Below are 19,929 nucleotides of genomic sequence, written 5' to 3'. Positions count from 1 at the left end.
AAAATATGTTTTTATCAGCCAAAGGTATTAAAGCCATCTCTCTGGGCGTATGTCTGGCGGCGGCAGGCTGCCCCGCGTTTGCTATTGCCGCCGCCTCCGGGGTAACGGAGGGAAGCGCCTCGGCTGCGGTGAACGCGGAAAAAACCCGCATCCTGATTCTGAGCGATATCGGCAATGAGCCGGATGACTCCCAGTCTCTGGTCAGGTTTTTGTTGTATAGCAATCAATTTGACGTCGAAGGCATTGTGGCGACCACCTCAACCTGGCTGCGCGACAAGGTCAACACGCCGATGATCCACGAACGTATCGACGCCTACGAACGGGTGCTGCCCAATCTGCAAAAACATGCGCCGGGATACCCCTCCGCCCAGGCGTTACGTCAGGTGGTGCGCAGCGGCCGGGCGGAATTCGGCATGACCGGCGTCGGCGATAACAAATCGACGCAAGCATCGGAGCTGATTATTCAGGCCGTCGATAAGCAGGACCATCGTCCTTTATGGATCACCGTATGGGGCGGCGCGGTCGATCTGGCGCAGGCGCTGCACGATGTGCAGGCGCGCCGGACGCCGCAGGAGGTCGCGGCTTTCATTAGTAAAATCCGCGTTTACGCCATCTCCGATCAGGATAATACCGGCGTGTGGATCCGCGGCCATTTCCCACAGCTGCGCTATATCACCAGTATTCACGCCTGGAATGAGTATTTTCTGTCAACCTGGATCGGCATATCTTCGTCGCGGGCGGTCGGCGGCGATATGAGTAAGGTGAATAACGAGTGGCTAGCGGAGAACATCCGGCGTAAAGGACCGCTGGGGGCGGTATATCCGGCGGTGGAATATTCGATGGAAGGGGATTCTCCCTCATTTCTCTATTTGTTGCGCACTGGACTTAGCGATCCCGAACATGCGGAATACGGCGGTTGGGGCGGCCGTTATGCCGCTATCGCGCCGGATGACGACGGCGGATTGCGCGCCAGCACCGCGGATGAAGTCGTTGGGGTAGACGGGGAAAAATACCGTACGGCGCCGGCGACGATCTGGCGGTGGCGCGATGCTTTCCAGAACGACTTCGCCGCCCGGATGGACTGGACGCTGACCGGCGATGTGAAAAAGGCCAACCATAATCCCAATCTGGTGCTCAACGGCAAGCCGGGAACGCAGATTGTGTCCTGGCAGGTGAAGTCTGGCGAGTCGGTGAAATTATCGGCGCAGGGTTCTAACGACGTTGACGGCGATCGGGTGGCGTATCGCTGGTGGCAATATAAAGAGCCGACGGCCACGGCGATTGGCGTCCATTTCGGGCCGGGGCTTGAGCTGTCGCACAGCGAGGGGGAACAAACCAGCTTCACCGCGCCGGACGTCAAGGCTGCGACGCCGTTCCATATTATTCTGGAAGGTAAGGATAACGGCTCTCCGGCATTAACCTCTTATCGGCGGGCGATTGTGACGGTGCTGCCGGCGGCGCGGTAAACGCCGGGAAGCGCACGGAGGGAGTATAACCGTGCGCTGAGATGGATTTGACGAGCGCCGCGTTTGCGCCGCGCTCGTCTGTTATCCGGCCGGCGAATCAGAGCGATTCGCCGTTGCTTGCAATCACTTCCTGATACCAGTAGAAACTGTTTTTGCGCCGGCGCGCCAGCGTTCCCTGTCCCGCGTCGTCGCGATCGACATAGATAAAACCGTAGCGCTTCGACATCTGCGCCGTGCCTGCGCTCACCAGATCGATCGGTCCCCAACTGGTATAGCCCAGCAGCTCCACCCCGTCGTCGATGGCTTCGCGTACCTGAATCAGGTGCCGGCGCAAATAATCGATACGATAGCCGTCATTAATCGTGCCGTCGGCTTCGACCACATCGCGCGCGCCCAAGCCGTTTTCGACGATAAACAGCGGCTTCTGATAGCGGTCGTAGAGTTCGTTCAGCAAAAAGCGCAGCCCCTCGGGGTCGATTTGCCAGCCCCACTCCGAGGCTTTAAGGTGCGGATTGGGAATTAAACGCACGATATTGCCGCGCGAGGACTGATATTTCTCCGGCTCGAAGGTCGCGCAGCCGCTCATGTAATAGCTGAATGAGACAAAGTCCACGGTGTGGCGCAGATCGTCCCTGTCCTGCTCGGTAATCTCCAGGACGACGTCATTTTCGTTAAAATAACGTTTCATCCATACCGGATAGGCGCCGCGCGCCTGCACGTCGCCAAAAAACAGCCATTCGCGGTTTTTTTTCTGCGTTTCCAGCACATCTTTCGGATGGCAGGTCATCGGGTAGCGCAGCGCGCCCAGCAGCATATTGCCGATTTTCGCATCCGGGATGATCTCATGGCAGGCTTTCACCGCACGAGCGCTGGCCACCAGTTGATGGTGGATCGCCTGATAAACGGCCTGTTTTGACGGCTCGCCGACGAGTCCGACGCCGGTAAAGGGCGAGTGTATCGCCATATTGATTTCATTAAAGGTTAGCCAGTATTTCACCTTGTCTTTGTAGCGCGTGAAAACGGTGCGGGCGTATTTTTCGAAATGATCGATGGTTTCACGGCTGCCCCATCCGCCCAGTTTCTCGACCAGGCCATAAGGCATTTCATAATGGGATAAGGTAATCAGCGGCTGGATGCGGTGCTTCGCCATCTCATCGAATAATGCGTCGTAAAACGCCAGTCCCGCCTCATTGGGCTGCGCTTCATCCCCTGCGGGATAAATGCGCGTCCAGGCGATGGAGGTGCGTAATACCTTAAACCCCATTTCGGCAAACAGCCGGATGTCCTGCGGATACTGATGATAAAAATCAATGGCGACGTCTTTGATGCAGCTTATGTTTTCCGTGCGTTCCGTCACCGGGCCATGCACCCCCTGCAACTGAAGGTCGGAGGTGGAGACGCCCTTACCGTCCTCATTCCACGCCCCCTCAACCTGGTTAGCCGCCATAGAACCGCCCCATAAAAAACCGGTGGGGAATGCTTTCATATTGTTTCTCCTCATTGTTTTCATCACCGCAACGTTACGCCGGGCCCGATTTCCGCATTTTCGCCGCGGAGGTGGATAACAGGCAAAAAAAAACTTGGGCAAAAGAGAGTGTATTCCACTCGCCTTTGCCCAAGTCTCGCCCGCGCAGCGCGGTAACGTCTTAAGGAGAAACACTATACGATCCCACCCGTTTACGGCAATGCCATCCGTTGGTTATGTGACCCCGGTCACGACAATCAGCGGGTTGCAGCCGGCGTGGAGGGCTCGTCCGTGAATGCCACGACAAGCGACAAATTCAATTGTTTTTCAATCAGCGAATTACCTTGTCCCGCGTCGGGCATAGGTATTGCCGGGCTTCTCCGCCGACTGCGATAAAAAATAGCTTTATTTTGCTGATATACGCATAAGGCTCTCCCGTGACGACGGTTTTTATATATGACATATTGAATGTATTAAATGCGTATTAGGGAAGACAATTTATGACCTGGACAGCACAAGAAACGACATCGCCAGCCTATTATATCCCGCCATTATTGTATGATGAGGCCCCGGATTTTGTTGCCCGCTCGACCCACGGCGACATTCGTCTGAGCGACTTCCGCGGGCGCTGGGTGCTGTTGTTTTCACACCCGGCGGATTTCACCCCGGTCTGCACCAGCGAGTTGATTGCCTTCGCCTATAAAATGGAAAATTTTCAAGCGCTTGACTGCCAGTTATTGTGTCTGTCGGTCGATGGACTTTATTCTCACCTGGCCTGGCTGAACAGCATTAAAGTCAATTTCAATATCGATATTCCTTTCCCGCTGATTGAAGATCCCTCTATGGCGGTGGCGCGGGCTTTTGGCATGTTGCCGCGCAACTCGCACTCGTCCGGCACCATCAGGGGAACTTTTCTGATTGATCCCAAAGGTATTATTCAGGCGATTAATTGGTATCCCATCTCTACGGGGCGTTCGGTTCAGGAGTTGCTGCGCCAGCTTGAAGCGATAAAACTCAGCTATGAACTGCCGTATTACACCCCGGCGGAGTGGCAGCCGGGTGAGGACGTTATCGTGCCGCCTCCGCGCACCGTGGAAGGCGCCCGGTCCCGGCTGGGGGATACCGGCGCGCCGGACTGGTACTACAAAACCTGCGCCAATCCACGGCGCGTGGAAAAGGAGTCGTGATGATGCCGGCGACCAGACGGGAAGCGGTCGCGACGCTGCTGCGAATGCTGGGGCACCCGACCCGGCTGCATATCGCGCTGCTGCTGCACCGGCAGCCGCAAACGGTATCGGCGCTGGAAACGCAGCTGAATATCCGTCAGCCGAGTCTTTCCCAGCATCTGGCGGTGTTGCGCGAAGCGGGGCTGGTTTACGCCACTCGTGAAGCGAAATCGGTAACTTATGCGGTGAGCGATGGGCTCCCTGCGACCCTGGTCGCCGCACTCTCGGCGCTGGTGGGGGAGAACCCGCCTGACGAAACGGCGGTTCGGCAACCGCCGGCCGATGAACCTGGTTACCCTCACCTCCAGGGCGATGAACTGGTGTTCGCCACGGTGCGATTTCCCGGCGACGTATAAAATTTGCAATGGCCCCCGGTATTCCATCAGCCGGGGGCCGTACGCCCTTAATACAACATCTGCATTAACATTTCATTAATATATATTTAAATTCCGTTATTCCCGCCTGTACTTTGAGAACACTTATTCAATTTGAGCTAAGCATATATTCAACATTATGAATATTGAAGAGCTCTAAAAGTACGGTAGGTATTCTTAATGAGTTCTGATTTTATTCATCGCCATCAACCGCTTGATCCGGAAATTCATCAGCCGCCGGTGCTGGATCCGCAAACCTTTCGTCATCAGCCGGAAGTTTTTCAGGATATCCGTATTACGCCGTTTACCCCGGTCGTCGGCGGTATTGTCGAGGGATTTTCGTTAAAAGACGGTGCAACGGTCGCCGACCCCGTACGTGAATTTCTCTATCATTCACTGCTGAAATATGGATTCCTCTCTTTTGTGCCGGGCTCCGTCAATGAGGAGACCTTTGAGAGTTTTTCTCATCTATTTGGTTCTCCCCGCTTTGCCGGCAACCCGCAGGCGCCGCGTGCCGGGGCGGGAGAATTGAATACCATTGATTCTTCCCACAAGAAAACACGCACCAATTACATCTGGCATATCGATCAGGCTTATCGCCCCAATCCGCAAAAATTTACCGCGCTGCACGCGGTGAAAGCGCCGGGTTTCGGCGGAGAAACCCTCTTTGCGGACGCCACGGCGGCTTATCGTCTGCTTGATCCGAAGCTGGCAGCCTGGCTGGACACCCTGAACGTTATCCACAATGGCGATCAGATGGGGCTGATTTCCATGTCTTATCACCAGCCGGAGCCGTTGCTGGAAGCGCGCCAGAAAACACCGCCGTTACAGGTGCCGCTGGTGCGGGTTCATCCTGAAACAGGCGCTAAGCAACTCTTTCCCTGCGAGCTCTATGCTCAGCGCGTGCTGGGGCTGCCGCGCATTGTCAGCGACCATGTTTTACACATCGTTTTTGAATATCTGCGCTCGCCGGAAGTTGTTGCTCAGTATCACTGGCAGGATGGCGCCACGCTGATATGGGATAACCGAATTGTTCACCATCGGGGCGTGTTTAATTATGGCGGTCAGCAACGTGTGCTGCATCGTGCGGTTATTGACTGAGTTATTGGCGGCTATCATGAGCTATTTTAATAAATTTATTCGTATTTTGGTTTCAGCAACGCTGCTGTTGTCGTTTTTTGCCACCAGCGCTAAAGCGGAAGATTTACCTGAATTAAATATCACGGTGTTTGCCGCTCCGTCGCAAAGCGTCTGGATCCCGGCCTTAATCCGGCATCTGGAGCTGGATAAAAAACACGGTTTTAAACTCAATGTTACCCAGAAGCCGTCGAATGTGGCGTATACGGATTTCGCCACCGGTAAAGATCCTTTTTGCTATTGCGCGGCGATACCCGCGGTATCCCGCTTTAAACAGCAGGGGGCGGATATCGCTCTGCTGTGGAACGTATTCAATTTTGAATCCGATATCGTGCTGAGAGATCCCGCGATTAAGACTCTGGATGATTTGCAGGGGAAAACGCTGCTGGCCGACACCATTTCCGGCGGCTGGGCGTTATCCAAATGGTTCTTTGAGCAACAGGGCCTGGATATGACCAAACTGACGGTGAAATCATCCAGCGTCCGCGGGGCGGCATTCCTGGCGGAATTACAGCTGGGCCGGGTCGATGCGCTGCTGGTCAACCCCATTGAGGGCGCCGCCGCCGTGCAGCAAGGAAAAGGCGAAATCCATACTATTCCGGTGTTTAACCAGGCGCTGTGGAAAAAAATCTCCGGTACGGATTTCGTTCCGCAGGTCACCACCGGCGTTTCCGGCGACTGGATCGCCAAACCCGAAAATCAGGATCTGGCCCGCCGCTTCTATGCCGCAAACCGCGAAGCGGCCGAGTTTATCGCCGCGCATCCCGAAGAGGCGGCGAAGCTGGTGGCGAAAGACGCCAAACTGGATGTGCCGTCGATGGAGCAGGTTTTGCGCCGTTACCGCAATTTAATCCGCATTGAGCCGCTGGCTCCGCATCGCAACACTATCGCGCTGCTGACCCAGAAACTGCTGCCGGAAGCGAAACTGTTGCCTCGTCCTCTGACGGATGCCGAACTGCATTCGCTGGTCCCTGATTTTAACTTTGAGCGTTAATTGCGTGAGCCAGATGATACAGAAGCAAAAAAGTCGGCGCCGGGTGCCCTGGGAGGGCGTCCTGGCGATAGTGTCGCTGCTGGTGGCCTGGGAATGGGCTTCGCGCTATTCCACGCCGATGTTTTTTCCGCCGCTGGCGCAGATTCTCGACAATATATTCACCCTGCTGTCCAGCCGCGAGGGCTGGTCGTCGGTCGGCACGACTTACGCGCGCATTCTTATTTATCTCGCCGGGTCCTTTGTGATTTCTTCCCTGCTGGGGCTGCTTGCCGCGTGGAATGCGCACGTTGAGCGTTTTCTGCTGCCGCTGGTCGAGCTGAAACAGGGGATCCCCGCCCTGTGCTGGGTGCTGTTCGCCATTCTGTGGTTTGCCGATAGCGAAGCGCGTATTGCCTTTGTCGTCGTGACTTCCGCGTTGCCGACGTTTTTTTATCAGTCGCGCGATGCGCTGCGCAGTATCCCGCGCGACTGGGTTGAGCTGGTGCGTTCGCTGCGCCCCTCGCCCTGGCAAAAAGCGCGCATCTTGTGGTGGCCTGCGGTGCTGCCCGCATTGCTTACCGGCTGGCGCATCAATATCGGTAATGCCACGCGCGTGACCATTATGGCGGAGTTACTGGGAGGCATTACCGGCATCGGGCACGAACTGCGTATTTCCCAGGAGATGTTTCGTATGGATCAAACCATTGCCTGGACGGCGGTGCTGGTGCTGTTCGTGATTGTCATCAACGCGGTGATAAGCCTGGCTGAACGCCATTATCTCTTTTATCGTCATGAAGATGGAGTACGCGATCGTGTCAACTGAACCGGCTATCGTTTTTTCCCACGTTTCCCGCCACTTCGTGCGTGACGGCGGGGTGAACAATACCGCCGCCATCGCTGACCTGGATTTCCAGATAAACGCCGGGGAGCATGTCAGCGTGGTCGGGCGCACCGGATGCGGCAAATCAACCAGCGTCAACCTGTTGCTGGGGTTGCTGCCCGTTTCATCGGGCAAGGTGCGGGTGTTGGGCGCCGATCCATTTCATGACTTTCAGCACCTGCGCGGGCGTATCGGCTGTGTCTTTCAGAGCGACCGGCTGCTGCCGTGGCGTAGCGCCATTGATAATGTATTAATGCCGCTGGAAATCTTGCGCACGCGCAACAAAGCCGCCGACGATACCGCCGCCGAGCTGCTTGCCAGAATGGGCCTTGCCGGCCACGAACACGCCTTTCCCCACCAGTTATCCGGCGGTATGCGCCAGCGCGTGGCGTTTGCCCGGGCGTTGATTACCCAACCGGATATTTTGATCGCCGATGAGGCGTTCGGGCACCTTGATGAAGTGACGGCCGGCGCATTGCGCAGCGACTTTATACAGATTGCCAGGGCGCGCGGGCAGACCGTGTATCAAATAACCCACTCCCTTGATGAAGCGCTGGACGTCTCTGACCGGGTGTTGGTGTTTGATCGCCCCGGCAAAGTGGCCGGCGCTGTTGCTCGTCAGCAGTGGGAAAACTCGCCTGACGATCGCGTGCGAGTCAGGCAATTCCTGCGGGATCTAATCGCTGGCGGCGATGCTGCATTGTCGGGATTACAGGAGTCAGAGTGACCACGCTTAGTTCCTCCGCGCAGAATGCGCCGCCGCCGCTCTCTCCGTCGACCCGCCGCGTCGCCTGGATTGTTTCGGCGGTATTTTTTATCGAGCAGCTTGATTCTTCGATTGTCGCTCCGGCCCTGCCGGATATGGCCGTGAGTCTGGGCAGCGATGTCATCACATTGAGCGCGACCATTACGGCCTATCTGCTGGGACTGACGGTGCTGATCCCGGTGAGTGGCAAGCTGGCCGAACGCTTTGGCGACAAGTCGCTTTTTTCTCTGGCGATCGTCGCCTTTATGCTGGTGTCCGTGGCGTGCGGCTTTGCGCAAAACGCGCAGGTGCTGATTGTTCTGCGCTTTATCCAGGGGCTGGCGGGCGCGCTGATGGCGCCGGTCGGACGGTTGATTGTCTTGCGCGCGGCGGCGAAGCATGAACTGGTGGAAGCGATGGCGCTGGTTATTTTGCTTGCCATGATCGCGCCGGTGATCGGTCCTTTCCTCGGCGGGGTGATCGTCACCTGGCTGGACTGGCGCTGGATATTCTGGGTGAACGTCCCCCTTTGCCTGCTCTCCCTCGCCCTTATCTGGCGTTTTTTACCCGCTACGGCGGGCGATCCCGCGGTGACGCTGGATAAAACCGGGTCTGTGCTCACCGGGCTGGGGTTTACCTGCCTGGTCTATGGGCTGATCGCGCTGGGAGAGGTACGGCATGATCCCTTTAGCGCTTCCGCCGCCATCGCCGCGGGTGTGCTGTTTATTATCGTCTACCGGTTCCATACCCGACGCGTTGCGTCCCCCGTATTAACCTTGTCGCTGCTGAAACTGTACAGTTTCCGCGCTTCCATGCTCAGCGGTTCGGTATTCCGCATCGCGGTGGGGGGGCTGCCGTTTCTGCTGCCCGTCACCTTACAGCAAGGCCATGGCTACAGCCCGCTGCACGCCGGGATGGTGGTGTTGATACCTGCCGCGGGCGGCCTGGGCATGAAGTTTTTCAGTACGCGGCTGCTGCGTAAACTGGGGTATCGCAACGGGCTGGCGCTACACGGTGTGTTTGCCGGCGTTTGTCTGGCGCTGGCGGGCATACTCGACCCGCGGGATGCCGTTATCATTTATGTGCTGGCGCTGTTTGGTTTCGGCTGGGCGCGCTCATTGCAGATGAACGCTTATGGCACGCTGGCCTATGCCGATGTGGAAAAATCGCGCCTGCCTGCGGCGACCAGCTTCTTTTTATCCATTCAGAACCTGACTACCGCCTTGGGCGTGGCGCTGGCGGCGCTGCTGCTGCATATTTTTACCGGCCTGCCGGGAATAAGCATCCTGGACAGCCTGTTGTGGACCTACCTGCTGCTGGCGCTGCTTGCCGTCGCCAGCGCCGTAATGAGTCTGCGTATGCCGTCCTCCGTGGGGATTACCCTACTGGCAAAAAGCAAAAACTGATGAGAGAACACTATGACGTCGAGCGCTCTATCTCCCTTTATTTCCCGGCTGCCGGCCGATGCCGCGCTGCTGTTTGTGACGGAAGAATCCACGCTCCCGGATAACCTGATTCCGGGGTCGCTGCCAACCTGGATCGCCACCCATTATGCGGGGAAGGGCGGCGGTGAACGAGGTCGCCTGCCGTTGCCTGAACGGGCCGCGGTGCAGGCCTGGTTGGCGCAGGCGGGCATTGATGACGGCACCGATATCGTGGTCTATGACGCCGGAAAAGGCAGCCATGCCGCCAGGGCGTGGTGGGTGCTGAACTGGGCCGGGCATCATCGCGTCTCCATTCTGGATGGCGGCCTGAAAGGCTGGCCGCAGGGCGATCCTCGTACGGATAAAAGCGCAGCGCCACCCGCGGGCTTTTTTCAGCAAGTCACCACCGAAGAGATCGCCCGCAACCCTGGAGATTTTCTGCTGCTGGATGCGCGCAATAAAAGCGTCTTTGCCGGCGATGGCGTCGTTCCTTCTCATTTGCCTGGCGCCATCAACCTTCCCGTCGCATCCCTGCAGGATGAACAGGGAAGATTGCTGCCTTACGAACAGCGAAAACGCCTGGCGGCGTCGCTCAACCTGCCGGACAGCACCCGCCCGGTTGTGGCTTACTGCGGCTCCGGCATCGCTTCCGCCTGGCTGGTCGCCGCGTTGCAGGATGTGGGCGTCAACGCGGCGCTGTATGTCGGGTCATGGAGCGCCTGGAGCGGCTCTTTTCCATCCCGTTGATATACGTATAAAACATATCCGCCCTGGCGGATTATTTTCGAAGCAGTACGGGGATTTGCGGTGAACGCGTGGCCGAAACCGCTAATATCATCACTGCCGGACCAGCCCGCCGCGAGCGGGCTTTGTTTTCGGCATGGCAGGAATTGGAGTGAGCCTAATAGAAGGCCAGCCATTTGCGGCTGGCTACACTGTAAGCTAAGATAGCGGCATAATCTACGGAGTTCAAATTATGAGCAAGCTCAAAAAAAACAAGGTCTCCTATATGGCTACCGCCATGGCGATAGCCATGGCGCCAGTCCCTGCCAGCACCCTGGGGTATAGCGATATTGCGTTGACCCATGCTGACACCAGAACGACGTTACAGCCATTACCTGGCTCGGTTGTATATCTGCCCATTGTTGATGCAACAGAATATCTTAGGTCAATGACTGACCGCCTGAATTTCCATCTAAAAAATATTCGCTTTGAATGGGAAGAAAAACGCACGCCAATCGCCATGGAAAAACAAAGCCCGTTCGTACAGAAGCATCTGGAACGTGAGTTACAAAAGCGCATTGCTATTGCAACAAAGTTTGTTGATGCGGTAAGGCTGGCGTTGAATGAAATCAGCGATGATGATCTGCGCGAAGAAGTAGTTTCTTTTGGACGTGCGGCTGCAAGCCTGCGATATACCGCCGAGGACTTTTTGTCATTTATTGACCAAACCCATCCACCAAAGAAAACAAGCTCTGAAATGATTAAAGCCAGCGCTGATGAAGTTAAGGCGATGATCCGTGCAGAGCACAAATCATTAGGATTAGACATCCCGGCATTTGATCGGGTTTCGTAATGGCGACTGTTTCAGTTCATTTGAACGTGGAGCATCCAACGATTGCCAAGCAATATGCTTCTGCCTTGCAAGAGTGGATGAATAGCAAAGTCTTACCGCCATTTTTTGGAAGCGAAGGGCAATGGGAGGATAGCCGCAAATTATGCGATTCTCATGTTTTTAAGATGCATATCAGAATACCTGGAGAGCCGCCATGGTCGGAAGGTGTTCCGCAGGCCGCGCGAAAGTCGAACAGCTATCTTGTATATGCCCGCCATTGGCTAAACCCAGATAGTTTTCAGGTGATAAGTATCATGACGCCTAATGCACATGAACTGGCAAGAACATCATTTCTCGCCGAATTAGAACGCCGAGCCGAGCAATTTCAGAATACTTAAACTTGGGAACAAAACCCACCCCGTCACATCTTTAATCCCGTTGTTTTTAACCTTGTATTTTAGCAAGAGCTTGGCCTATGGTTTTTCCAGCGGTTTTAAACTTCTGTGGCCATTTTGCCGCCACCGGCATTAAGATACTAAAAAGCCACTTGTTTAAAAGTGGCTTAATTTCATGATTTTAAAGATAAAATTTGGTGGCCCCTGTTGGGTTTGAACCAACGACCAATCGATTATGAGTCGACTGCTCTAACCACTGAGCTAAGGGGCCGGACGGGCGACGATTATACGGTAATGTGCGGGGAAAGGTCTATAGTTGTTCGGCCGGATGTCTGTTTTCTATGCAGGATAGCTTATTGTTATTATTGTTAGATTTGGCGATAACGGCAGAAAACATGCGTAAAGGGGAAGTATGATCACCGATATTCTGGCGACCAACCTGCAGGTCGTTTTTTGCGGCATCAATCCGGGGTTATCGACCGCCGCCCATGGCTACCATTTTGCCAACCCCAGCAACCGTTTCTGGAAAGTGATTTATCAGGCCGGATTTACCGAGCGTTTGCTCACGCCGGAAGAGGAGCGTCATCTGTTGGATACCGGATGCGGGATCACCATGCTGGTAGAGCGGCCGACGGTCGCGGCGACGGAACTGGGGCGAAGCGAACTGTTGCAGGGGGGAAGCGCGGTTATTGAGAAGATAAGGCGTTACCAGCCGCAGGCGCTTGCCGTATTGGGCAAGCAGGCGTTCGGTCAGGCTTTCGGTATCAAGAAGGTGGAGTGGGGGCGTCAGGCGTTGACCATCGGCGAGACGCAGGTATGGGTGTTGCCGAATCCCAGCGGACTGAATCGCGCGACGCTGGAGTCGCTGGCGGCCTCTTATCGGGCGTTGCACCAGGCGCTATATATAAAAAAATAACCCCGGTGGCCCGGGGTTATTTCAGCGATGTTAAGCATTGAGAAATGGATTAGTCATCCAGGAAGCTGCGCAGCACTTCCGAGCGGCTCGGGTGACGCAGTTTGCGCAGCGCTTTCGCCTCGATCTGACGAATACGTTCACGGGTGACGTCAAACTGCTTGCCGACTTCTTCCAGCGTATGGTCGGTGTTCATGTCGATGCCGAAGCGCATCCGCAGCACTTTCGCCTCGCGCGCGGTCAACCCGGCCAGCACGTCGTGCGTCGCTGAACGCAGGCTTTCGGAGGTGGCGGAATCCAGCGGCAGCTCCAGCGTGGTGTCTTCGATAAAGTCGCCCAGATGCGAATCTTCATCATCGCCGATCGGGGTTTCCATCGAAATCGGCTCTTTGGCGATCTTCAGCACCTTGCGGATTTTGTCTTCCGGCATCAGCATGCGTTCGGCCAGCTCTTCCGGCGTCGGCTCGCGGCCCATTTCCTGCAGCATCTGGCGTGAAATACGGTTGAGCTTGTTGATGGTCTCAATCATATGCACCGGAATACGGATGGTGCGCGCCTGGTCGGCGATGGAACGGGTGATGGCCTGACGGATCCACCAGGTGGCATAGGTTGAGAACTTATAGCCGCGGCGATATTCAAACTTGTCCACGGCTTTCATCAGGCCGATATTGCCTTCCTGAATCAGGTCGAGGAACTGCAAACCGCGGTTGGTGTATTTCTTGGCGATGGAAATAACCAGACGCAGGTTGGCTTCAACCATCTCTTTTTTGGCGCGACGGGCCTTCGCCTCGCCAATCGACATACGACGGTTGATATCTTTAACCTGTTCAATGGTTAAACCGGTCTCTTCTTCGATCTGGTGCAGTTTCTGCAGGCTGCGCTTAACGTCGTCTTCAACCTCGTGCAGCTTTTCAGACCACGGCTTGGACATGGCAATGGCGGCGATAAACCAGGAGTCATTGGTTTCGTTGCCGGAGAACAGCGTGACGAAGTTTTTCTTCGGCATTTTGCACTGTTCCACGCACAGCCGCATGATCAGCCGTTCCTGAGTACGCACGCGATCCATCATGGAACGCATGCTGTTGACCAGGAAATCAAACTGTTTAGGCACCAGACGGAACTGTTTAAAGACTTCGGACAGATTCAGAATTTCCTGGGCCGATTTCGCGTGGCTGCGGCCGTTGGCCTTGATCACCTTACGGGTGGTTTCATATTGCTCGCGCAGGTCGTTGAACTTCTGGCGCGCCAGTTCCGGATCGATGCTGTTATCGTCGTCGCTGTCGTCGTCATCGTCCTCTTCTTCGTCATCCGCTATTTCTTCGCTGGAGAGCTCGGAACCGACGTGGGTCGCGGTTGGCGCGATATCCTCTTCGGCGTTGGGATCGACAAAGCCGGTGATCAGATCGGACAGGCGGCTTTCGCCCGCCTCGACGCGATCGTACTGTTCCAGCAGATAAGTGATCGCTTCCGGATATTCGGCGACGGAACATTGCACCTGGTTGATACCGTCTTCGATACGCTTGGCGATATCGATCTCGCCTTCGCGCGTCAGCAGTTCGACGGTACCCATTTCACGCATATACATACGGACCGGATCGGTGGTGCGGCCGATTTCGGACTCAACGCTGGATAACACCTGAGCAGCAGCCTCCGCCGCGTCTTCGTCTGCGTCATTGGTATTTTCTGCCAGCAACAGATCATCGGCATCCGGCGCTTCTTCCATCACCTGGATGCCCATGTCGTTAATCATCTGGATGATGTCTTCGATCTGGTCGGAGTCGATGATATCTTCCGGCAGATGGTCATTGACCTCAGCATAGGTCAGGTAGCCTTGCTCCTTACCACGGGTGACAAGTAGCTTTAGCTGTGACTGCGGGTTTTGCTCCATAAGACGGTATCCACACTTCAGAGTATTTGGGTTGGTGTCGGTCGGCGTAGTTCGCCAACAATAGCATTTAGGGTATTTTTTCTTATCGCCGCGGCCCCTGTAGCGGCACTTTGCAGGGCTCTACCCTGCTATTTATCGGCAATTAAGCCTCGGTAATCAGTTTTTTCTGGTTAAAGCCAGTTGCAACGACCAAAGTTCTTTTCTTTCTTTGGCGTTAAGCCCGTGGGTTCTCTCGCGGGCGATTAATGTTTCCTGACGTTGTTTCAACAGTTGATCGTAGAGTTCCGCCAGGCTTATCCTGAACTTATCGTCCAGTTCATCCTCTTCGATCATATGGCTCCAGGAAGCCATGGTTTCAAGCTGCTTGCGGTATTTACTGTCGCGGTATTTCTCAAGCAGCAGCCCCATATTCATTCCGGGGCTGGCGTTACAGGTTTTGACCAGATCCCGAAACAGCGACAGGCCGGCCACTTTGCTTTCTTCAATGTCTTCCAGCGCCAGTTCAGGCACTTCTGCTGAAAGTCTTGGGTTCTGAACTAATAGCCCTATAAGTATACGCATAGTTGTGACTTTTAGCTGGGGCGGCTGGTAGAGCGGAGCATGATCGGCCACTTTTGGCAACAGCCTGTCCAGCTGGCTGTCGTCCAGAATCCCCAGTTTATTGCCCAACTGCTGGCGCAAATACAAGCGTAGCGTTTCACCGGGCACCTGACCAATCAAGGGCAGCGCCAGCGAACTGAGCTTGGTTCTTCCATCAGGCGAACTCATGTCCACCTGCTGTTGCAAGGTTTCAAACAGAAACTGCGACAGGGGTAACGCCAGCTCCATGCGCTGTTCGAAAAGGACTTTGCCTTCTTTACGCACCAGCGTGTCGGGGTCTTCACCGTCCGGCAGAAACATAAAGCGCAACTGGCGGCCGTCGTTCAAATAGGGTAAGGCCGTTTCCAGCGCCCGCCATGCGGCTTCCCGTCCTGCCCGGTCGCCGTCGTAACAGCAGACGACCTGATCGGTGGCGCGAAAGAGTAGCTGAATATGGTCGGCGGTGGTGGAGGTTCCCAGCGACGCAACCGCATAATCAATACCAAACTGCGCCAGGGCAACCACGTCCATATACCCTTCAACCACCAGTAGCCGCTTAAGTTCCGGATGGTTTTGCTGCGCTTCATACAGGCCGTAGAGCTGGCGGCCTTTATGGAAGATTTCAGTTTCCGGCGAGTTCAGATATTTCGGCACGCCATCGCCTAATACCCGTCCCCCAAAGGCGATAACCCGCCCCCGTTTATCCCGGATAGGGAACATAACCCGTTCACGGAAACGATCGTAGCTGCGGCCCTGATCGTTAGTCACCAACATGCCGGCATCGTTCAATGCGCTGCGATCGTCATTATTGCGTCCGAAGCGCTTTAAGGCGTTATCCCAGCCTGCCGGCGCGAAACCAATGGCGAAATGGCTAATCACTTCGGCGCTCAGGCCGCGCTGTTGCAGATAATGCAAAGCCGGGGCGCCGGCCGTTTGGCTCAGCGTTTGCTGATAGAACGAACTCAGTTTTTCCATCAGCGCATACAGGCTTTGTCGTTGATGGCGCTCAAGCTGGGTTGGCCCGGTGCCGGTTTCATACGGCACTTCAAGGCCGTAGATGGTGGCGAGCTCTTCAATGCTTTCAACGAACTCGAGACGATCGTAATTCATTAAAAAGTCGATGGCGTTGCCGTGAGCGCCGCAGCCAAAGCAGTGGTAGAACTGTTTGTCGCCATTTACGGTGAATGAAGGGGTTTTTTCGTGGTGAAACGGACAGCACGCGTGATAATTCTTGCCCTGCTTTTTCAGTTTGACGCGCGCGTCGATAAGATCGACGATGTCGGTGCGAGCCAGCAGATCATTGATAAATACGCGTGGAATTCGTCCAGCCATAAGCCCCTGTTTCTTAAACTTATAAACGACAGCTTATAAACGACAACAAGCCGCGCATTCCTTTCGGAAATGCACGGCCTTCGTATGCAACTACTAAGTCTGCGGATTAATCACGCGGTGGAGGAAGAACCTCCGAAAATCAATACAGACGAGTGCGGCGTGCGTTTTCTCGAGCCAGTTTCTTCGCGTGACGTTTTACTGCGGACGCTTTAGCGCGCTTACGTTCGGTAGTCGGTTTTTCATAAAACTCACGACGACGAACTTCAGCCAGAACACCCGCTTTTTCGCAGGAACGCTTGAAGCGACGCAGAGCTACGTCGAACGGCTCGTTTTCACGTACTTTAATTACCGGCATGTGCCTCTCACCTCAATAAATTCGGTTTGCCGCTGGCCTTGTGCCAGCCTTTTCAAAATGGTGCGGAATTCTACTGCAAACAGGGCGCCCTTGTAAAGGGGCAGGACGATCATAAAACGCGCAGCCTTCGTCGGCGCAGAAACCGGGAGGCTTATGGTAGACTATCCGCCGCATGAAGCAAGCCGTGATTCAATGTGAGCTTGTACCCTAATAAAAGTAGGAACCGCAATGCGCGTATTGGGTATCGAAACATCCTGCGATGAAACCGGCGTGGCCATCTATGACACGCAGGCCGGTTTACTCGCTAATCAGTTATACAGCCAGGTAAAACTCCATGCCGATTACGGGGGCGTCGTTCCCGAACTGGCTTCGCGCGATCACGTGCGTAAAACGGTGCCGCTGATCCAGGCGGCGCTGCGTGAAGCGGATTTAACCGCCGGCGACATTGACGGCGTGGCCTATACCGCCGGTCCCGGACTGGCGGGCGCGTTGCTGGTCGGGGCGACGGTAGGGCGCGCGCTGGCCTTCGCCTGGAACGTGCCGGCGGTGGCGGTGCACCATATGGAAGGGCATCTGCTGGCGCCGATGCTGGAAGATAATCCGCCCGGGTTTCCTTTTGTGGCGTTACTGGTTTCCGGCGGCCATACGCAGCTTATCAGCGTGACCGGGATCGGCGAGTATCGGCTGCTGGGCGAATCAATCGATGATGCCGCGGGCGAGGCGTTCGATAAAACCGCCAAGCTGCTGGGGCTGGACTATCCGGGCGGGCCGATGCTGTCAAAAATTGCGCAGGCCGGCGACGCCGCGCGTTTTACCTTCCCGCGTCCCATGACCGATCGCCCCGGGATGGATTTCAGCTTCTCCGGTTTGAAAACCTTTGCCGCCAACACTATCCGCAATAACGGTGATGATGAACAAACCCGGGCGGACATCGCCCGTGCTTTCGAAGATGCCGTGGTGGATACGCTGGCGATTAAATGCCGTCGCGCGCTGGATGAAACGGGGTTCAAAAGGCTGGTGATGGCGGGCGGGGTGAGCGCCAACCGTGCGCTGCGCCAGCGTCTGGGCGAGATGATGGCAAAACGGGGCGGGGCGGTGTTTTATGCCCGGCCGGAGTTTTGCACCGACAACGGCGCGATGATCGCCTACGCGGGGACGGTTCGTCTGCAGCAGGGAGAAAGCCGGGAGCTCGGCATTACGGTGCGCCCGCGCTGGCCGCTGGCCGAATTGCCCGCTCTTTGAAGGTAATCAGCGGTACTGGCGCTACTGGATTTATGGCGGGCTTGCCCGCCACCCTGCGGGCCGTTGGGCTAGAGCTCCTGCTCGAACAGTACCAGAATCGCCTCGTAGAGCTGCTTAACGCTGAATCCTCTGGCCGGGGTGGTGAAGATGGTATCGTCGCCGGCGATGGTGCCGAGGATCCCCTCTGATTTACCCAACGAGTCGAGCAGGCGGGCGATCAGCTGCGCCGCGCCGGGGCTGGTGTGGATAACCACCACGGAATCATTGAAGTCGACGTCCAGCACCAGGTTTTTGAGCGGGCTGGTGGTGGTGGGCACGCCCAGTTCGGTTGGCAGGCAGTAAACCATTTCCATTTTGGCGTTACGCGTGCGCACGGCGCCAAACTTGGTCAACATGCGCGAGACTTTGGACTGATTGATGTTTTCAAATCCGTCTTCCTGCAAAGCCTGGACGATCTCGCTCTGAGAACTGAACTTTTCTTCTTTCAGCAGCGCCTTGAACGCCTTAACTAAGTCTTCCTGTTTTGTCGAGTTACGCATGCTGCACCGGATTCATGGGGTTATCTGTGGCGTTATTATGCAGATTAGTGAATTTTTATGCAACTATGCTGCGTATTATATCGCCAACCAGCGCTGATGAAGGGGTTAACTTTAACCAGGCCATCTCCTCGGCATATCTGAAAAATGCGTCACGCGTCACATAAAAGTGAATCAAATGTTATCAGAATGATGTTGTTTAGCTACTCTCGAACGGTGTACTGTAGCTCTCTGGTTAACCGATCATAAATGCGCGCTGCATTATTAGTCCACATGCCCATTAACTTTACTTACCTTTCTAATTAATAGCGTTTTTTGGTTTATTATTATAGACATAGGGTATTTTTCAATCTTTAGGCAACTCTTTTTCGCTGACGATAAGTAAATACACTTTGTTTTTTCTTTCTGATGTTGATTCTATAACTAAATGAATTCACGGCATTTTTTGTACTTTACGATAATAAGGAGTTTAGGATGAAAGTTGCAGTTCTTGGTGCGGCAGGCGGTATTGGTCAGGCCCTTGCGCTCCTCCTCAAAACCCAGCTTCCTTCAGGTTCAGAATTATCTCTCTATGACATCGCGCCGGTAACCCCGGGCGTTGCGGTCGATCTGAGCCATATTCCTACTGCGGTCAAAATCAAGGGCTATAGCGGCGAAGACGCCACGCCTGCTCTGGTCGGCGCGGATATCGTGCTGATATCCGCCGGCGTCGCCCGTAAGCCGGGTATGGACCGTTCGGACTTATTCAACGTCAATGCGGGTATCGTTCGTAACCTGGTCGAGCAAATTGCCCGTACCAGTCCGCAAGCCTGCATCGGCATTATCACCAACCCGGTCAATACGACCGTTGCCATTGCGGCCGAAGTGCTTAAGAAGGCCGGCGTTTACGACAAAAATAAACTGTTCGGCGTAACCACGCTGGATATCATCCGCTCTAATACCTTTGTTGCCGAACTTAAAGGCAAGCAACCGGAAGATGTCAACGTCCCCGTCATCGGCGGGCACTCCGGCGTGACCATTCTTCCGCTGTTGTCGCAAGTTCCCGGCGTGAGCTTCAGCGAGCAGGAAGTGGCCGATCTGACGAAACGCATCCAGAATGCGGGCACCGAAGTGGTGGAAGCGAAAGCCGGCGGCGGATCCGCAACCTTGTCGATGGGGCAGGCGGCCGCGCGATTCGGCCTGTCTCTGGTCCGGGCGCTGCAGGGGGAAAATGGCGTGGTTGAATGCGCCTATGTGGAGAGCGACGGCCAATATGCCCGCTTCTTTGCCCAGCCGGTGCTGCTGGGTAAAAACGGTATTGTTGAACGCAAAGAGATCGGTACGCTGAGTGCGTTTGAGCAAGAGGCGCTTAAAAATATGTTGGATACGCTGAATCAGGATATCGAATTAGGCGAGTCATTTATTAAAGGTTAAGCAACGCTGAAATTTCGTGATATGCGTCAGA

The 19,929-nt window shown here is 55.3% G+C and carries 19 protein-coding genes and 1 tRNA gene; 14 read left to right on the top strand and 6 right to left on the bottom strand.

Annotation, left to right across the window (positions count from 1 at the left end; genetic code table 11):
- The first annotated feature begins 5 nt into the window (after positions 1–5).
- The gene (locus MFP24_RS13615; protein WP_249230820.1) at positions 6–1,466 is read left to right on the top strand and encodes a DUF1593 domain-containing protein; all 1,461 of its coding nucleotides are present in this window, start codon (positions 6–8) and stop codon (positions 1,464–1,466) included.
- Positions 1,467–1,563: 97 nt separating this feature from the next.
- Here the strand turns inward: MFP24_RS13615 and MFP24_RS13610 are convergent, their stop codons facing one another.
- Positions 1,564–2,952, bottom strand: coding sequence for a glycoside hydrolase family 1 protein (locus MFP24_RS13610; protein ID WP_249230819.1), 1,389 nt, complete (start codon positions 2,950–2,952; stop codon positions 1,564–1,566).
- Between the two features lie 479 nt (positions 2,953–3,431).
- Between MFP24_RS13610 and MFP24_RS13605 the strand changes: the two genes are divergently transcribed.
- The 10 genes from MFP24_RS13605 (at position 3,432) to MFP24_RS13560 (ending at position 11,643) form a co-directional block, all read left to right on the top strand.
- On the top strand, positions 3,432–4,118 hold the full coding sequence (locus MFP24_RS13605; RefSeq protein WP_249230818.1) for a peroxiredoxin: 687 nt from the start codon (positions 3,432–3,434) through the stop codon (positions 4,116–4,118).
- Entirely contained in the window at positions 4,118–4,513 is a 396-nt protein-coding gene (locus tag MFP24_RS13600) for an ArsR/SmtB family transcription factor (RefSeq protein ID WP_249230817.1), read from the top strand. Before MFP24_RS13605 ends, MFP24_RS13600 begins: the two co-directional genes overlap by 1 nt.
- Before the next feature lie 198 nt (positions 4,514–4,711).
- Positions 4,712–5,632: a TauD/TfdA dioxygenase family protein gene (locus MFP24_RS13595; RefSeq protein ID WP_249230816.1), complete on the top strand. Its 921-nt coding sequence runs from the start codon at positions 4,712–4,714 to the stop codon at positions 5,630–5,632.
- Between the two features lie 16 nt (positions 5,633–5,648).
- Entirely contained in the window at positions 5,649–6,662 is a 1,014-nt protein-coding gene (locus tag MFP24_RS13590) for an ABC transporter substrate-binding protein (RefSeq protein ID WP_249230815.1), read from the top strand.
- A 13-nt stretch (positions 6,663–6,675) separates the two neighbouring features.
- Positions 6,676–7,464, top strand: coding sequence for an ABC transporter permease (locus MFP24_RS13585; RefSeq protein WP_249230814.1), 789 nt, complete (start codon positions 6,676–6,678; stop codon positions 7,462–7,464).
- Entirely contained in the window at positions 7,454–8,248 is a 795-nt protein-coding gene (locus MFP24_RS13580) for an ABC transporter ATP-binding protein (protein ID WP_249230813.1), read from the top strand. The genes MFP24_RS13585 and MFP24_RS13580 overlap by 11 nt, the downstream gene beginning before the upstream one ends.
- Entirely contained in the window at positions 8,245–9,672 is a 1,428-nt protein-coding gene (locus MFP24_RS13575; protein WP_249230812.1) for an MFS transporter, read from the top strand. The genes MFP24_RS13580 and MFP24_RS13575 overlap by 4 nt, the downstream gene beginning before the upstream one ends.
- 12 nt (positions 9,673–9,684) lie before the next feature.
- A complete protein-coding gene (locus tag MFP24_RS13570) occupies positions 9,685–10,437 on the top strand; it encodes a sulfurtransferase (protein ID WP_249230811.1) in 753 nt (250 codons plus the stop codon).
- 229 nt (positions 10,438–10,666) lie between these two features.
- Positions 10,667–11,266, top strand: coding sequence for a hypothetical protein (locus MFP24_RS13565; RefSeq protein WP_249230810.1), 600 nt, complete (start codon positions 10,667–10,669; stop codon positions 11,264–11,266).
- A complete protein-coding gene (locus MFP24_RS13560; protein WP_249230809.1) occupies positions 11,266–11,643 on the top strand; it encodes a type II toxin-antitoxin system YafO family toxin in 378 nt (125 codons plus the stop codon). The genes MFP24_RS13565 and MFP24_RS13560 overlap by 1 nt, the downstream gene beginning before the upstream one ends.
- Positions 11,644–11,835: 192 nt before the next feature.
- On the opposite strand, the gene MFP24_RS13555 is transcribed toward MFP24_RS13560, so the two are convergent.
- Positions 11,836–11,911, bottom strand: a tRNA-Ile gene (locus tag MFP24_RS13555).
- Positions 11,912–12,052: 141 nt separating this feature from the next.
- Here MFP24_RS13555 and mug point away from each other — a divergent pair.
- Positions 12,053–12,556: a G/U mismatch-specific DNA glycosylase gene (mug, locus tag MFP24_RS13550; RefSeq protein ID WP_249230808.1), complete on the top strand. Its 504-nt coding sequence runs from the start codon at positions 12,053–12,055 to the stop codon at positions 12,554–12,556.
- A gap of 49 nt (positions 12,557–12,605) precedes the next feature.
- Here mug and rpoD read toward each other — a convergent pair whose 3' ends face one another.
- The 3 genes from rpoD to rpsU all read right to left on the bottom strand — a co-directional run bounded on the left by rpoD (position 12,606) and on the right by rpsU (position 16,707).
- The gene (rpoD, locus tag MFP24_RS13545; RefSeq protein ID WP_249230807.1) at positions 12,606–14,441 is read right to left on the bottom strand and encodes an RNA polymerase sigma factor RpoD; all 1,836 of its coding nucleotides are present in this window, start codon (positions 14,439–14,441) and stop codon (positions 12,606–12,608) included.
- A gap of 156 nt (positions 14,442–14,597) precedes the next feature.
- Complete coding sequence (dnaG, locus tag MFP24_RS13540) at positions 14,598–16,352, bottom strand: DNA primase (RefSeq protein ID WP_249230806.1); 1,755 nt, start codon at positions 16,350–16,352, stop codon at positions 14,598–14,600.
- Between the two features lie 139 nt (positions 16,353–16,491).
- Positions 16,492–16,707: a 30S ribosomal protein S21 gene (gene rpsU / locus MFP24_RS13535; RefSeq protein WP_001144069.1), complete on the bottom strand. Its 216-nt coding sequence runs from the start codon at positions 16,705–16,707 to the stop codon at positions 16,492–16,494.
- A 228-nt stretch (positions 16,708–16,935) separates the two neighbouring features.
- Between rpsU and tsaD the strand changes: the two genes are divergently transcribed.
- A complete protein-coding gene (gene tsaD, locus MFP24_RS13530) occupies positions 16,936–17,949 on the top strand; it encodes a tRNA (adenosine(37)-N6)-threonylcarbamoyltransferase complex transferase subunit TsaD (RefSeq protein ID WP_249230805.1) in 1,014 nt (337 codons plus the stop codon).
- A 68-nt stretch (positions 17,950–18,017) separates the two neighbouring features.
- On the opposite strand, the gene argR is transcribed toward tsaD, so the two are convergent.
- A complete protein-coding gene (argR, locus tag MFP24_RS13525; protein ID WP_009114482.1) occupies positions 18,018–18,488 on the bottom strand; it encodes a transcriptional regulator ArgR in 471 nt (156 codons plus the stop codon).
- Positions 18,489–18,959: 471 nt separating this feature from the next.
- On the opposite strand from argR, the gene mdh reads away from it, so the two are divergent.
- Complete coding sequence (gene mdh / locus MFP24_RS13520) at positions 18,960–19,898, top strand: malate dehydrogenase (protein WP_249230804.1); 939 nt, start codon at positions 18,960–18,962, stop codon at positions 19,896–19,898.
- The last annotated feature ends 31 nt before the right edge of the window (positions 19,899–19,929 follow it).

It is taken from the genome of Brenneria tiliae, from assembly GCF_023347575.1.
GTDB lineage: Bacteria > Pseudomonadota > Gammaproteobacteria > Enterobacterales > Enterobacteriaceae > Brenneria > Brenneria corticis.
Note: the sequence above shows the minus strand (reverse complement) of the source record. Positions and strands in the feature narration are given on the sequence as shown.

What these genes read in the sequence shown, in the direction of transcription:
- MFP24_RS13615 (WP_249230820.1), top strand. Translation starts at nt 6, where the DNA reads ATGTTTTTATCAGCCAAAGGTATTAAAGCCATCTCTCTGGGCGTATGT.
- MFP24_RS13610 (WP_249230819.1), bottom strand. Translation starts at nt 2,952, where the DNA reads ATGAAAGCATTCCCCACCGGTTTTTTATGGGGCGGTTCTATGGCGGCT.
- MFP24_RS13605 (WP_249230818.1), top strand. Translation starts at nt 3,432, where the DNA reads ATGACCTGGACAGCACAAGAAACGACATCGCCAGCCTATTATATCCCG.
- MFP24_RS13600 (WP_249230817.1), top strand. Translation starts at nt 4,118, where the DNA reads ATGATGCCGGCGACCAGACGGGAAGCGGTCGCGACGCTGCTGCGAATG.
- MFP24_RS13595 (WP_249230816.1), top strand. Translation starts at nt 4,712, where the DNA reads ATGAGTTCTGATTTTATTCATCGCCATCAACCGCTTGATCCGGAAATT.
- MFP24_RS13590 (WP_249230815.1), top strand. Translation starts at nt 5,649, where the DNA reads ATGAGCTATTTTAATAAATTTATTCGTATTTTGGTTTCAGCAACGCTG.
- MFP24_RS13585 (WP_249230814.1), top strand. Translation starts at nt 6,676, where the DNA reads ATGATACAGAAGCAAAAAAGTCGGCGCCGGGTGCCCTGGGAGGGCGTC.
- MFP24_RS13570 (WP_249230811.1), top strand. Translation starts at nt 9,685, where the DNA reads ATGACGTCGAGCGCTCTATCTCCCTTTATTTCCCGGCTGCCGGCCGAT.
- MFP24_RS13565 (WP_249230810.1), top strand. Translation starts at nt 10,667, where the DNA reads ATGAGCAAGCTCAAAAAAAACAAGGTCTCCTATATGGCTACCGCCATG.
- MFP24_RS13560 (WP_249230809.1), top strand. Translation starts at nt 11,266, where the DNA reads ATGGCGACTGTTTCAGTTCATTTGAACGTGGAGCATCCAACGATTGCC.
- mug (WP_249230808.1), top strand. Translation starts at nt 12,053, where the DNA reads ATGATCACCGATATTCTGGCGACCAACCTGCAGGTCGTTTTTTGCGGC.
- rpoD (WP_249230807.1), bottom strand. Translation starts at nt 14,441, where the DNA reads ATGGAGCAAAACCCGCAGTCACAGCTAAAGCTACTTGTCACCCGTGGT.
- dnaG (WP_249230806.1), bottom strand. Translation starts at nt 16,352, where the DNA reads ATGGCTGGACGAATTCCACGCGTATTTATCAATGATCTGCTGGCTCGC.
- rpsU (WP_001144069.1), bottom strand. Translation starts at nt 16,707, where the DNA reads ATGCCGGTAATTAAAGTACGTGAAAACGAGCCGTTCGACGTAGCTCTG.
- tsaD (WP_249230805.1), top strand. Translation starts at nt 16,936, where the DNA reads ATGCGCGTATTGGGTATCGAAACATCCTGCGATGAAACCGGCGTGGCC.
- argR (WP_009114482.1), bottom strand. Translation starts at nt 18,488, where the DNA reads ATGCGTAACTCGACAAAACAGGAAGACTTAGTTAAGGCGTTCAAGGCG.
- mdh (WP_249230804.1), top strand. Translation starts at nt 18,960, where the DNA reads ATGAAAGTTGCAGTTCTTGGTGCGGCAGGCGGTATTGGTCAGGCCCTT.